This window comes from Enterococcus sp. 1001283B150225_161107_E12 (genome assembly GCF_015556925.1).
In the GTDB taxonomy this organism is placed as follows: domain Bacteria; phylum Bacillota; class Bacilli; order Lactobacillales; family Enterococcaceae; genus Enterococcus_B; species Enterococcus_B mundtii.
In genome coordinates, this window is record NZ_JADNNI010000006.1 from 82571 (window position 1) to 96319 (window position 13749).

At 38.9% G+C, this 13749-nt stretch carries 12 protein-coding genes and 1 riboswitch; all 12 genes read right to left on the reverse strand.

Features of this window, described 5'->3' with window-relative positions; all coding sequences use genetic code 11:
• Positions 1 to 126 precede the first annotated feature (126 nt).
• Complete coding sequence (locus I2F89_RS06625; protein WP_065096592.1) at positions 127 to 1650, reverse strand: YfcC family protein; 1524 nt, start codon at positions 1648 to 1650, stop codon at positions 127 to 129.
• Positions 1651 to 2206: 556 nt separating this feature from the next.
• Positions 2207 to 2818, reverse strand: a complete 612-nt coding sequence (locus I2F89_RS06630) for an ECF transporter S component (RefSeq protein WP_019723230.1) — start codon at positions 2816 to 2818, stop codon at positions 2207 to 2209.
• A 127-nt stretch (positions 2819 to 2945) separates the two neighbouring features.
• Positions 2946 to 3068, reverse strand: a riboswitch (FMN riboswitch).
• 84 nt (positions 3069 to 3152) lie between these two features.
• A complete protein-coding gene (locus I2F89_RS06635) occupies positions 3153 to 3869 on the reverse strand; it encodes a pseudouridine synthase (RefSeq protein WP_010735779.1) in 717 nt (238 codons plus the stop codon).
• Positions 3869 to 4444, reverse strand: coding sequence for an SMC-Scp complex subunit ScpB (gene scpB / locus I2F89_RS06640; protein ID WP_010735780.1), 576 nt, complete (start codon positions 4442 to 4444; stop codon positions 3869 to 3871). The genes I2F89_RS06635 and scpB overlap by 1 nt, the downstream gene beginning before the upstream one ends.
• Positions 4428 to 5198 (reverse strand): segregation/condensation protein A, encoded by a 771-nt coding sequence (locus tag I2F89_RS06645; protein ID WP_269149416.1) that lies wholly within the window; start codon positions 5196 to 5198, stop codon positions 4428 to 4430. The genes scpB and I2F89_RS06645 overlap by 17 nt, the downstream gene beginning before the upstream one ends.
• Positions 5195 to 5563: a GNAT family N-acetyltransferase gene (locus tag I2F89_RS06650; protein WP_071866353.1), complete on the reverse strand. Its 369-nt coding sequence runs from the start codon at positions 5561 to 5563 to the stop codon at positions 5195 to 5197. The genes I2F89_RS06645 and I2F89_RS06650 overlap by 4 nt, the downstream gene beginning before the upstream one ends.
• 19 nt (positions 5564 to 5582) lie before the next feature.
• The gene (xerD, locus tag I2F89_RS06655; RefSeq protein ID WP_071866352.1) at positions 5583 to 6470 is read right to left on the reverse strand and encodes a site-specific tyrosine recombinase XerD; all 888 of its coding nucleotides are present in this window, start codon (positions 6468 to 6470) and stop codon (positions 5583 to 5585) included.
• A gap of 96 nt (positions 6471 to 6566) precedes the next feature.
• Entirely contained in the window at positions 6567 to 7040 is a 474-nt protein-coding gene (locus I2F89_RS06660) for a Fur family transcriptional regulator (protein ID WP_023519469.1), read from the reverse strand.
• 105 nt (positions 7041 to 7145) lie between these two features.
• Positions 7146 to 8009: a S1 RNA-binding domain-containing protein gene (locus I2F89_RS06665; RefSeq protein WP_086335212.1), complete on the reverse strand. Its 864-nt coding sequence runs from the start codon at positions 8007 to 8009 to the stop codon at positions 7146 to 7148.
• A gap of 287 nt (positions 8010 to 8296) precedes the next feature.
• Complete coding sequence (locus tag I2F89_RS06670) at positions 8297 to 10345, reverse strand: cell division site-positioning protein MapZ family protein (RefSeq protein ID WP_195513870.1); 2049 nt, start codon at positions 10343 to 10345, stop codon at positions 8297 to 8299.
• Between the two features lie 291 nt (positions 10346 to 10636).
• Positions 10637 to 11746 carry an RNA polymerase sigma factor RpoD gene (gene rpoD / locus I2F89_RS06675; protein WP_010735787.1) on the reverse strand — a complete coding sequence of 370 codons (1110 nt, stop codon included), beginning with the start codon at positions 11744 to 11746 and terminating at the stop codon, positions 10637 to 10639.
• Positions 11747 to 11769: 23 nt separating this feature from the next.
• Positions 11770 to 13611, reverse strand: coding sequence for a DNA primase (gene dnaG / locus I2F89_RS06680; protein WP_195513873.1), 1842 nt, complete (start codon positions 13609 to 13611; stop codon positions 11770 to 11772).
• Positions 13612 to 13749: the final 138 nt, after the last annotated feature.

The following is a 13749-nucleotide window of genomic DNA, read 5'->3' on the forward strand; positions in this document are numbered from 1 at the left end:
ACCGACGATCTCTTACATACAAGTGATACATCGTACATGGTGAATAAAGGATTCATATCTCTTTATTCAGTCAATAGATAGTGTTTCTTCATTTATCATAGAACTTTGGCTGTCATTTGTCTAGAATTAGAACATTGCTGCTACACCTAAGATCACACAGATGGCAACAAATAAGATGGCAATCAACTTTCCAGTGAATTTCCACCAAACGGAAATATCAAAGCGGGCAATGGCGATTGCACCCATTACGATAGCAGAAGTTGGCGTGATCAAGTTCACTAAACCAGATGCTGATTGGTAAGCAGTGATTACTAGATCTTTACCGACACCGGCAAATTCTCCCATTGGTCCCATGATTCCCATTGTAGCAGCTGCTAAGCCAGAAGTTGATGGAATCAAGAATGACATAGGGATATAGAAGATAAATGTAAGGATCAAGAAGACACTTGATGATAATGAGCTTAATCCTTGTTCTCCCCAATGTAAGATCGTATCTGTGATCAAACCGTTGTTCATCACTACTTGGATCCCACGAGCAACAGCAACAACGATTGCTACACCGATCAAGTCTGAAGCACCTGCTAAGAATTCTTTGACAAAATCAGATTCTTTCATACCAAAAGTGATTGCCACAACGATTGACATTACTAAGAATAACATTGTGATTTCAGGGAAATACCAATCGCCTAGAGGCAACATGTTTTTACCTAAAACAGTTCCAATTACAGGTAGGCCAGTTAACCAATTTGTCAATGACTCAAAAATAGTGAAGTTTTCATTCAATGTTGTCCACGGAATCAAACTAATGATCATGATACCAAAAGTAAGGAAGAACAATACATTCACATGTTTTTGTTTCTTCGTGATCATTTCTTGACGATTGATTGCTTCGATATCAAAGTGTTTCATGTCTTCTTCGCGCTGATTATATACTAAAGATTTGGTTGGATCTTTTTCGATCTTCGACGCATAGCGATACACATAAATAATAGAGATTGTTAGTAAGACAACGAACATAAAGAAACGTAACCCAATTCCTTCACCCATTGAAATACCAACGGCTTGTGATGCAACTCCTGTCGCAAATGGGTTAACTGTTGATGCCAAACAACCCACTTGAGATCCGACCAACACGATGGCTACTGCTGTGACAGTATCAAAACCAACGGCCATCATAACAGGAATCAATAATGCGTAAAATGGAATCGTTTCTTCCGCCATTCCATAAGTTGATCCACCTAAAGCGAATAAAAGCATCAATACAGGGATCAACATTTTTTCTTTCCCTTTGAAGCGTTTCACAACAGTTGCGATCCCAGCATCTAATGCGCCAGTTTTATTGATAATTCCTAAGAAACCACCAACAATTAAGATAAAGAATGAAATTGGAATTGCCGCAGGTGTTTCTTTCGTTAACTCACCCGCTGGTACACCCAACATCCCGTTGACTGGAGCCATAAAGATATCCCAAAGTCCTTGTGGATTTTGTTGGACTCTTTCGTAAGACCCTGCAATGATATTACCGGCTTCATCCACACTGTAGTGTCCTGCTGGGATGAACCATGTAAGTACAGCGATAATGGCAATAATAATGAATAAGACCGAGTACGCTGAAGGCATTTGAAATTTCTTCTTCGTTGTTTGTTCCATTTTCTTCTTCCTTTCTTGTTTCAAAAATCTTTGACACATCGGTATTTTATCAAAAAGATGATAAGAACAAAAATAATAACTAGTAGATTCGATAAATTTTATTCAAAACCCTCGTTTATTGTCCCTCCTTTAATTATTTAATTGAAATGCTTTATTCATACTAATTGTAGCGTTTCCGTCGTCTATTATATCAGGTCCATCTAACAAACAAAAGGAGAAGAATTTCACGTTAAAACGTATAAAATACATTTTTATACAAAAAGGCAAAAAATACTCAGACACGATTTATAAAACGCTTACACAATGTCGGTTATTGAATTTTTTTTCATAACAAAATATTAAGAAAAACTTTAAAAAAATATGTGTTAGCTATAAGAATACCTATGATTGGTCATTTGTTATCATCCCAAAAAAACTATCTAGGCTCTATATAAATAACTGGAAATGCCCTTTTTAGTAAAAAAAAACTTGAAAGTAGGAATTACTACTTTCAAGTTTACTTGTATTTTCTATATTATAATATATCGTAGTTTTTTTAAAAAAGAGTCGTTTACTTTTATTTTACCACGCTATGTCGTTTTTCTAACTGGTGTTGTTTTCTGCTCAACCAAGGCAGTAGTTTGGCGTGTAAGACAAGGAATGCCACACTAACGATAAATCCTTTGATCAAGTTAAAAGGTACGATACCGATCAAAATGTAATTTGCCAGTGGCATACCTAACATTTGGGTTGCGTTAAGGCCTAAAAATGTTAAATAAAGAGGTGTGATCACAAAATAGTTCGCAATACTCATGAAAATGGTTAGTGCAAGTGTTCCACTGATCACGCCTAAAATTTGATTTTTTCCTTTTTGGTATTTGTTTCTTTTGAAGATGTAGAAAATCGGTAAAGTAAAGACCGCTGTTGAAAAGAAACTAGCGACGTCGCCAACTAGATTCTCCGGACTAAAACCGGTCATGATCAAATGTAAGATCGAACGTAAAAACGCGGTAACGATCCCCGCTAACGGACCAAATAAAAACATGCTGATCAAAACTGGGATATCACTAAAATCGATTTTCAAAAAGCTAAATGTTGGCATGATTGGAAATGAGAAAAATTGCAAAACCAATCCGATTGCAGCAAATAATGCGACCGCAACCATTTTTTGTACTCGGGTGTTCTTCATGTTGAAATCCTCCTGTTGGGATTCCTCTTCAGCGAACTATTCAACCACGTAAACACAAACAAAAAAACTCTATTTTCGCAGGGGAAAATAGAGTTAGAGTCATTTGTACATACGTATGCCAAATAAGCTCTATCTTCTTTATCCAGACTTTACTGTCGGTATCGGAATTTCACCGATTCAGCTACTCGCAAAAGTAGGTCGTGGACTATAACCACCGGTCGGGAATTTCACCCTGCCCCTGAAGACGAACCATATCTAATTTTTGTTTACCATTTTATTATACTTATTTCATAACAAAAAAGCAAGGTATTTAGTCTTACAAAAAGTAAGTTATTTATTTTGATTGATTCAATAACTGACTGATTTCTTTTTTATTGAGCTCACGATACTCACCAGGACGTAAACCTTGCAAGGTCAATTCGCCATATTTTTCTCGTTTTAATTTTTGCACAGGTAACCCGACGGCTTGTAGCATGTTTTTTACTTGGTGGTTACGGCCTTCATGGATCGTTAATTCTACGATACTATGATTCGTGTGAGGATCAACAGATAAAATTGCATACTTTGCAGGTGACGTTTTCTTTCCTTCAATTTTGATTCCTTTTGTCAATGGGTTCAGCGCTGACTTAGTGGCGATCCCTTTGACTTTGGCAACATATACTTTATCAACTTCATGCTTTGGATGCGTCAATCGTTGCGCAAAATCACCATCATTCGTCAATAAAAGTATGCCAGAAGTATCATAATCTAGACGTCCAACTGGATAGATACGCTCTTTGACCATTGGTAATAGGTCTGTCACTACTTTCCGGCCCTTGTCATCTGCTACAGCAGAAATGACGCCTTTTGGCTTATAAAGTAAATAGTAGCCATATTCTTCTTGATAGATCGGCACTTGGTCGACTTCCACTGTATCGTGTTTGCCAACTTTTACGCCAAGTTCTTTGACGACTTGACCATTTACTTTTACTCGACCAGCCAAAATATATTCTTCGGCTTTACGGCGAGAGGTAATTCCTGCGTGAGCAATTACTTTTTGTAATCTTTCCATTATATGTTTTCTCCTTCATGCACGCCATCAAAAAATAAATCAAGGGGTGCGTCTTCTTCCAGTGAACGTTCGATATCTTGAATATCGGGTAACTCATTTAGCGATCTCAGACCAAAATAATCTAAAAAATGACTTGTGGTCCCGTAAAGGATCGGGCGACCTGGTCCATCAACTCGCCCTTTTTCTTCGATCAGTTGGTGTGCAGTCAAGCGTTGAATCGCGCCAGAAACTTGAACACCACGAATCAACTCGACCTCACTTCTAGTGATCGGTTGTTTATATGCAATGATTGCTAGTGTTTCGACTGCCGCTTGTGACAAGGTATTCGATGTCCCTTGCGCGTATCTTTTGACGATCGGCGCTAACTCCTTTTTGGTAGTCAGCACGAGTTGTTTTTCTGTTTCAAAAAGATGTAACGCTGTGTTGTCATTTGCTTCATAACTAGCTGCCAACTCTGCCACTAAAGCAGTCGTTTCTTCTCGTGTATAGGTCAGTAAGGCACTCAATTCTTCGATTGTCGTTCCTTCTTCTCCTACTATAAATAAGATTGCTTCAAGTTCACTTAATTTCGTCATGTTGTGTATCTCCTACTGCTGGATAAAGCATGATTGATTCATAATTTTTTTCTTGCTGAGCCACGATCTGTCCATTTTTCATCAATTCGAGGATCGCCAAAAATGTTGTGACGACTTCGTTTCTAGAAGGCGTTTCAAAAAAAGATTCGAACAAACAGCCATTTTTTTGAGAGACGATGCGCTGTTGGATAAATGTCATTCGTTCTTCGATTGTCGCATCATCAGGTGCGATCGTTTTTTCTTCTTTTTGGGCAAATTTCTTTCGTTCTAAAATTTTCTGCATGGCTTGAAATAAATCGATTTTTTTCACTTGTCCACGCTTCAATGGTTTTTCTTGACCCAATAACTCATCGATTGCAGAAGGTTCTTTTGTGAAATACAAACTACGTTCTTCTGCCTTTTCAGTAAGCTTCTCTGCTGCATATTTGAATTTGCGGTATTCTAACAGCTGATTAACTAATTCGTCACGAGGATCTTCTTCCCAAAATTCTTCTTCGTCATTGCTCACTTCTTGGATAGGCAATAAAGTCTTGCTTTTGATTGCCATCAGTGTTGCCGCCATGACGAGATATTCTCCTGCCACAGCTAACTCAAGCGTCTTCATCGTATGGATATAGTTCATGTATTGTTCCGTGATAGTGGCGATCGGGATATCGTAAATATCGATCGACATATCTTGGATCAGATGAAGGAGTAAATCTAATGGACCTTCAAAGACATCTAATTTGATATTGATTTCTGTCACATCATTCACTCTTTCTTATTTTCCTTGATCCATCTACTTAAATAAGCTTCTGTGATATCCGTTGGATGGATCAACACATCAGGGTATTTTGCTTGCAATTCATTCAACATTTGAAACCCGATATTCTCCCCCCGGTAGGAAGGATTCAACGAAATATCGTGAATCGTCATCTGATCTTTATCATTCCAATGAACACCAATGACTCCTTGGATATTTGTAGAATCTTCTGGTGTATAGAAAAAAAGTTCATAATCCTCAGCAGATTCATAGGTATCGATCTCTTTTAGTAAACTTGATTCTGCATTTAACTTTTTATGAAAGCTCAATAGTCCCATCGCGATTTTTCGGTTTTCTTTTCGATAATGTGTTAACATTTTCTCACCATCCTATAAACTAAGCCCTTGGGAAATGCTGCTTGTAGACATCTGTCATTCTTTTTTTCGTGATATGTGTATAGATCTGTGTCGTTGAAATATCTGCATGACCTAATAGTTCTTGAACGGTACGTAAATCCGCCCCATTCTCTAGTAAATGTGTCGCAAAACTATGCCTCAATGTATGAGGGGTCACGTCTTTGTAGATCCCTGCTTCTCGAACAAGTTGTTTTAAATTTTTCCATATTCCTTGTCGAGAGAGACCTGAACCATGATGATTCAAAAAAACGTGGGTTTCAGATGGATTTTTGACTAGTAAAGGACGAACCTCATCCAAATAACGTTCTAACCATTGAATCGCATAATCGCCTAAAGGGATGATTCGTTCTTTATCTCCTTTACCTAAGGTTTGGACCAGCCCTAAAGACAAGTGCAAATCGCCTAACTTCAGTCCGACTAACTCACTCACACGCATCCCTGTTGCATACATGACTTCTAAAATAGCGCGATCTCTGATCCCTAAATTTTTCGATGTATCAGGTGTTTCGATCAGTCGTTCTACTTCCTTTAAAGACAACGTACTTGGCAACTTTTGGGCTTTCTTCGGTGTCTCGATATGTTGCATTGGATCTTGTTCTGTATACCGTTCTTGTCGCAAAAATTGATGGAATTTTCTTAAACTTGTGATCATACGTGTAATCGTTGCAGAAGCCTTATTTTCCGCATGCAACGTTTCTAAGTATTGGATGACGACAAATCGATCAATTGTTTGCCAAGAGGTTATCTCGTGTTCTTTCAGATAGTGCAAGTATTGATTCAAGTCTCGTTCATAACTTTTTCGAGTATTGAACGATAATCCACGCTCGATACTTAAATAGCGAAGATATTCATTGATTTCTTCTTCCATCATTCTCACCTCATGCTTCTTTATCATATCAGATAGCCTTTGGTTTCGGTAGTCTATTTTTTCGTAGACACTTCAAAGAAAAAGCCGTCTATCAATTCAGACGGTCTTTCTTTCTTTTTTCTTATTATAGCATTCTTGGCAGATACCATGAAAGGTCAAACGATGATCTTTGACAAAAAAGTGGTAACGCTGTTCGATCACTTGTTCAACTTCACTTAGCAGATCTTCTTCGACTTCCTCGATCGTTCCACAATCTAAGCACAGGAGATGATGATGAAAATGTTTGGCTCCTTCTTTTCGCAGATCATACCGAGCCACACCATCATTGAAGCTGACTTTGTCGATGACTTTTAGATCCGTTAGAATCTCCAACGTCCGATAAACGGTGGCCAAACCAATCTCAGAGTTTTTCTTTTTGACTAGAAAGAAAACTTCTTCTGCTGACAAGTGTTCTTTTTCGTTCTCTAAGAGGACGAGCAAGGTTGCTTCGCGTTGTGGGGTCAGTTTAAACCCAGATTCATGTAGCTGTTGTTTTGTTTTTTTCATTACTGACATTGTATTCATGCCCATTTTTCTCAACCCCAACAATTTATAATGATTATAATTAAGATATCTAATCAACCGTTCTAGATTAAAATTATTATAAGCTAGACGAGAAAAACATGCAAGTCATTCTCAATTAGATTTTTTTGCTAATTTCGTCACGCCATCCTCTTGTTTGATCAATCCTTGTTTCAATAAATTACCAATCGCACGCTTAAATGCTCCTTTACTGATTCCAAACGCACGCATGATCTCATCTGGATCTGATTTGTCAGTGAATGCGATTTGTTGATCTGCCGAACGTTCTAAAATCGTTAAGATCATTTGTGCATCATCAGAAATCGCTTCGTGTGCACGTGGTTTCAAAGAGATATTCAACACACCATCAGGTCTAGCCCCAACTACGCGTCCTTCTACTTTTTCACCTAAACGTGGTTCGCGGTAACGTTCTGAAGGATGGATGAACCCAATATAAAAATCATCCGTCAGCAAATACGTTCCCGTCAGCTTCAAACGATAAGCGATTCCTGAGATGTTTTTATTTTTCAATTCTTCTGAGCCTTGCTTACTTAGTGATTTGAAGATTCTTTCTTCTGCTAAACTTCCCCAAATGCGATCTTTCGCGTCGACACGTAAAGCGATCATCAACTGATCCCCTTTTTTGGGCCACAACTCAGTCATTGTAGGTAGCTCATCCAGTGAAACAACAAAATCTTTATCCGGTAAACCAATATCAACAAAGACACCTAGATCTTTTCTTGAAGAAGTGACTGTTCCAAAGGCATAATGTCCGATGCGACTCTTCGGGATCACCGTTGTAAAACGATTTTCTTGTTTTTGATTCTGGTAACCAAACCCTTCGACTGCTTCGCCGATCGTATGCTCCCCTTCCTCTTTACTTAAACGGAAAGTTTGTCCATTTTTCTGGACAAAATAATTTTTTTCATTTTCGTCAATCACCATTGCGGTAAAGACATTTGCTAATAATTCGTTCATCTTTTTCTCCTTTTCTAAAAGGCCTTTGTATTCCAACATTTCTTTGCTATCATAACATAACGACATGTTTATGGATAGAGATTCTCTATAAAAGGTTGAGACGCAAGCGTTCAACTGAAATAGGCCATAAAACCCGAAAATATCCTCATATTTTTGGATTCTAAGGCCTATTCTTGACGTTATGATAGAAAGAAAAATTGTTTGTGGACCATTGTTGTTTCGCTTTGAGGGAATAGTAAATTAGGTTGATAGAACTCTCTGTCATGCTAAAGCAAACTAATACTCATCTAGTTGCTACCGTTCCCACCAAACCAACCAGTTTTACAATTGATCGTGACGATATAAAATGGTAGTGCACTTTCGCCGATGCCACTCATCAATGACGATTTAGTTGAAGTCGCATAAAGGTTGTAGTAACCTTCACCGTTTTCGATGCGAGCTTTCTCTAATCGATAACCACCTTCAACGATGTATCCTCGTGCAATACTTGTTGCGATCACACTTTCTTTGACTCCTGGCGCCCAATCCCAAGCAGGATTAGATGCATCTGCGACATCACTGGCTCTTGTTTCCATGATTGGACGGTTTGCAGAATTTGTCGCTGGCGTTGTCTGTGTCGACTCAGTTTGTTGAGCAGCTGCCTGTGCTTGTGCTTCAGCCTGTGCCTGCGCTTGTTTCGCTTCTTCGGCTTTCTTCGCTTCTTCGGCTTTCTTCGCCTCTTCTGCTTTCTTCGCTTCTTCTTTTTTCGTCAAAGCTTCATCGACTTTATCCAATTCAGTCGCAAGTGCTTGGACTAATTCTGCATTTTTTACTTTCGCCACTTCTACTTTTGCTGTCTCGTACTGCTCTTTCGTTGCTGAATCTTTTACTTGACCATCTGCATAGATCACAGCAGTTTTTTCTTTTGCTGTTTGAAGTTGTTGATACTGTTTGGTTGCTTCATCTGTCGCTTTGTCGATCAATTGACCAAATGCTGTATCTTCTGTTTCAAAACTTTGGATTGCTTGGTCAGCTTTCAATTTGGGTTCTGCGATCAATTGATCATCTGCGATAACTGGTGTAACAAACCATTCATTGACCGTTTGGATCTGTTTGATCTTTGATTGGATATCTTCAAAGGTTTTTTCCAGATCTGCATAACCTTTTTCATCTTTGACCTCATTCAATGATGCCCTTAATTTTGACAAGTCTTGATTGATCATACTTGTACGGATGAACTGTTCATCATCATCCAAATAAAACGCAGCTAAATCTGATTGTAGATCTGCCATTTTATCTTGTTTGCGCTGGGTTTCAGCAGCGATTTCTGCTTGTACTTTTTGCTGATGATCATAATACATCCAACCACCTGCACCAAGTAAAAGCACTGCCGCACTCGTCAGGTATAATCTTTTTTTGGATTTCTTTGATCCTCGATCATTTGGCAATTCTTCTTTTTTGATGGACGCATTGCTTGTTTCTTGTTCCTCAACCTTTGTCTGTTCCGGCTGTGTTTCCACCAGTTCAGTGGTTTCAGGAGCTTCTTTTGGTTGCGGTGCATCTGTTGAAGCAGCTTTCGTACTCTCAACCTTAGAACTTTCCTCTTCGATCGGTTCAGTCGGCTCTACAGGTTCTTCCGTAGAAACTGGGGCAGTTTCTTCTATATTTGTAATTACGTCTACTTGTTCTTCTGTACTTGTTGAAGAATCTTCGACCACAGTATCTTCAATGATCGTTTCTTCTGTTGGTTTTTCCACTGGTGACTCTTTTATTGCATCCTCTTGAGATTTTTCAGGAGAAACTTGCTCCGTTGTATTTTCCGACAAGCGAATGTCGACTGAATCCTCACCCGTTGCTGCCGCCGTTTCGATCATTCGAAGCAGCTCTTTTGCGTGTTCTTCAGTCGTATCTTCACGATGCGCCTTGATGTAAGCAGCTAGAATGGAATTTTCTTCTTCATTGTTTACTGCTTCTTTTAATTCAGCTACTCGTTTTTTCTGCTGCGCTTTTTCTCTTTGCTCAGAGGTAGCAGAGTGATCTGTCTCTGTTTTTTCTTTGCCAAGATTGGTATTTTCTTTTTTATCTACTTGATCATCCTTTGACTCAGTGCTCGTGTCACTTGAGTCAAACAACTCCATGACAGATTCCAATGGTAGATCTTTTAGTTCTGACCATTCGATTGGATCATTCACGATACTGTCTGGATAAACTTCCTCAGCTGTTTCGTCTAACGATTGATTGTCATCTGTTTGCGGTAATTGTGTTAGTTCATCTTGTTGTGGTTCAAAGTCACATTCTGGACATTTTGATTGATCTTTGATTTTTTCTGATCCACATTTTGGACATTTTTTTATCACTTAGCGATCGGCTCCTTTACTAGGTTTTCGCTACCATTAAATCTACCATAATCTAATCCACACGCCAATAGGATATCCTAAGGATTTTATAAAAAAACAAATAAGTCCTTCAGTAAAAAATAAATAACGACCGTAATGAACTACTCTGTTTAAACGATCCTTTGTTGAAAACCAGTTGAATCATTTGATAAAAAACAAACCCTCAATAGCTGGAGAGATCTCCTACTTTGAGGGTTTTCTATCATTCAAGAAAAATGATCTGTTTTTTTCGTTTAAAAAATTATTTCTTGATTATTCCAAGAAATCTTTCAATTGTTTTGAGCGTGATGGGTGGCGAAGTTTTCTTAATGCTTTTGCTTCGATTTGTCGAATACGTTCACGAGTCACGCCGAAGACTTTACCTACTTCTTCCAACGTACGTGTACGGCCATCATCTAAGCCAAAACGCAAACGTAAGACGTTTTCTTCACGATCTGTCAAAGTATCTAAGACATCTTCTAATTGCTCTTTCAGTAATTCATACGCTGCATGTTCCGCAGGACTAGTTGCTTCTTGGTCCTCGATAAAATCACCTAAATGTGAATCATCTTCTTCACCGATTGGTGTTTCTAATGAGACAGGTTCTTGAGCGATTTTTAAGATTTCGCGTACTTTTTCTGTAGGAAGATCCATTTCAGCACCGATTTCTTCAGGCGTTGGTTCTCTTCCTAAGTCTTGTAGTAATTGACGTTGAATACGGATCAATTTATTGATGGTTTCTACCATATGCACTGGAATACGAATCGTGCGGGCTTGGTCAGCAATTGCACGTGTGATCGCTTGACGGATCCACCAAGTTGCGTAGGTAGAAAATTTGAACCCTTTACGGTAGTCAAATTTTTCAACAGCTTTCATCAATCCCATATTTCCTTCTTGGATCAAATCTAAAAATTGCATCCCACGACCCACATATCTTTTGGCAATACTTACAACTAAACGAAGGTTGGCTTCAGCCAAGCGTTGTTTCGCTTCTTGGTCACCTTCTTCGATCTTCAATGCTAATGCTACTTCTTCTTCTGCAGTTAAAAGGGAGACGCGGCCAATTTCTTTGAGGTACATCCGAACAGGATCATTGATTTTGACGCCTGTTGGTGCAGAAAGATCTTCTGTTTTAGCTTGTTCTGCTTTTTTCTCAGCACTTTTCAGACTGTGGATCGATGGTTCACCATTTTCGTCAACGACGCTGATACCTGCGTCCTCTACTTTTTGGATCAACTTATCCATCTCATCTGCATTTAAAGTGAATGGTGTCGCAAGTTTATTTGATAGATCATCATAAATCACTTGCCCTTTTGGTTTATTTTCTTTAATGAACGCTGCCACTGCTGCTTCATATTTTTTAACATCTGTTCCATTTGCCATAAAAGAAGGCCCCCTTTAAGTAGCTATTCGGCTTGTTTTAACTGTTTCGTTAAATTAATGATCTCAATCGTCAATTCCAATTCTAACTGTTTGTTCCCGGTACGTCGTGCTTCTTGCTGCATCTGTTTTTTTGTTATGATTTCTTCAGCTAAGCCCGATTTACTGATCACTCTCAGTAAGTCTTGGATCTCACGCGGCGTACTTTCTTCCGCCATTCGCATGTATTCGATCTCGACCACTATCCGCCTTAAATTTTCATCTTGCAAGAAGTCTAAAAACTCCGCAAGTTTGAATTCTCCATTTTGAGATACAAACGCATCAAATAAAAAATAGATTTCTGCATAAGTATCATGAATAAATTGAACCCCTTGTTCCTTGAGTAGATTACGCACAGCAAGTTCTTTGAACGCGCGATACAATAGCATTTGTTCTGCTTTTTCAACCTGAGATAGTGGACGTTTTTGTCTGATCGTTCCAGATTTTACGGACACCTGCTCTGTCGTTGGTTGAGCTTGTTCTTGCTTGGTTAGTTGATTCTTTCGGCGCAGATCACGTATTTGTTTTTGCATCGTTTCTCGACTCAGCTGAAATTCTGCTGATAACTGCGTTAAATACATGTCTTGTTCGATTGGCGAAACAACTTTACTCAATTCACTTAGTACCGCTTCAAGATATTCAATTTTATCTTTTTCATTTTCCAGATTTTTTTCTTGCTTCAAATAACGCGATTTAAAAGCAAAAATGGTTTCTCGTCCGTGTAAAACTAATTCTTGAAAAGCATCTTCCCCATACTTTCTCAAGTACTCATCTGGATCGAGTTTTTCTGGGATCGCTACGACAGATAATTGCATTCGACTATTTTGACGCAATAGCTCGATGCCTCGGTTCGTAGCTTCTACTCCCGCACGGTCACCATCATAACAAAACACTAATTCTTTTGTCAGTTTTTCCATCTGCTGGATCTGTTGAGTCGTGAGACTTGTTCCCATGGAGGCTAAACCAGTCTTGACACCCGCTTGCCATGCAGCGATAACATCCATAAACCCTTCGAATAGTAAGATTTCACCCGACTTGCGGATCTCACTACGTGCTTTGTCTAAGTTGAATAAGACTTGTCTTTTGTTGAACAGATCCGTTTCAGGACTGTTCAAATATTTTGGTTGATCTTTTGTATCGTGTTCACCAGCCAAGTAACGACCAGAAAACCCGATCGTCCGACCTTGACCATTACGAAGAGGAAACATGATCCGTTGGTAAAAACGATCCGACATCCGTCCATCATCATGGGTCACAAACAAGCCGGACTGCTGGAATACTTCCTCAGAATAGTCTTCATTTTGGAATACTTGTTGTAAAAATGAGCGTTCATTTGGCGAAAAACCGATCTTGAATTCTTCGATCAACTCGGTGGTCAGACCGCGTTCGAGTAAATAATTTAACGCTGGCTCACCTACTTTTGTGTGCAACAACATATGATGATAAACTTCTACTGCTTTTTCATGAGCCGCAATCAATTTACCAGTAGCTGAATCTCCGGTTTGAGCAGTTAACGTTTGTTGTCGCCACTGATCTTCGAGTTGGATCTGTTCTAAATCAGCGACCTTGACTACTGCTTCTGGAAAAGACAGACCTTCCAATTCTTGAAGAAACGTAAAGACATTCCCACCTTTTCCACAACCAAAGCAATGGAAAATCTGCTTATCTTCCGCAACCGAAAAAGAAGGCGTACGTTCTTCATGGAAAGGGCAGAGACCTAAATAATTCTTCCCAGATTTTTTCAACTGGACGTATTGCCCAATCACCTCAACGATATTCGTTTGATTACGAATCGTCTCAATAGTCTCTTGAGGGATCCTTTGAGCCATATTCTCACCCCCTGCATTAGTTGATATCTCATACTCATCGACAAGACATTTCAGGAGAATAACCGGTAAAAAATCGCACTAACGAAAATCAGTGCGATTTTAAAGGACACAATTATACATGTTTCATTGTACCATATT

What these genes read in the sequence shown, in the direction of transcription:
- I2F89_RS06625 (WP_065096592.1), bottom strand. Translation starts at nt 1,650, where the DNA reads ATGGAACAAACAACGAAGAAGAAATTTCAAATGCCTTCAGCGTACTCG.
- I2F89_RS06630 (WP_019723230.1), bottom strand. Translation starts at nt 2,818, where the DNA reads ATGAAGAACACCCGAGTACAAAAAATGGTTGCGGTCGCATTATTTGCT.
- I2F89_RS06635 (WP_010735779.1), bottom strand. Translation starts at nt 3,869, where the DNA reads ATGGAAAGATTACAAAAAGTAATTGCTCACGCAGGAATTACCTCTCGC.
- scpB (WP_010735780.1), bottom strand. Translation starts at nt 4,444, where the DNA reads ATGACGAAATTAAGTGAACTTGAAGCAATCTTATTTATAGTAGGAGAA.
- I2F89_RS06650 (WP_071866353.1), bottom strand. Translation starts at nt 5,563, where the DNA reads ATGTTAACACATTATCGAAAAGAAAACCGAAAAATCGCGATGGGACTA.
- xerD (WP_071866352.1), bottom strand. Translation starts at nt 6,470, where the DNA reads ATGGAAGAAGAAATCAATGAATATCTTCGCTATTTAAGTATCGAGCGT.
- I2F89_RS06660 (WP_023519469.1), bottom strand. Translation starts at nt 7,040, where the DNA reads ATGGGCATGAATACAATGTCAGTAATGAAAAAAACAAAACAACAGCTA.
- I2F89_RS06665 (WP_086335212.1), bottom strand. Translation starts at nt 8,009, where the DNA reads ATGAACGAATTATTAGCAAATGTCTTTACCGCAATGGTGATTGACGAA.
- rpoD (WP_010735787.1), bottom strand. Translation starts at nt 11,746, where the DNA reads ATGGCAAATGGAACAGATGTTAAAAAATATGAAGCAGCAGTGGCAGCG.
- dnaG (WP_195513873.1), bottom strand. Translation starts at nt 13,611, where the DNA reads ATGGCTCAAAGGATCCCTCAAGAGACTATTGAGACGATTCGTAATCAA.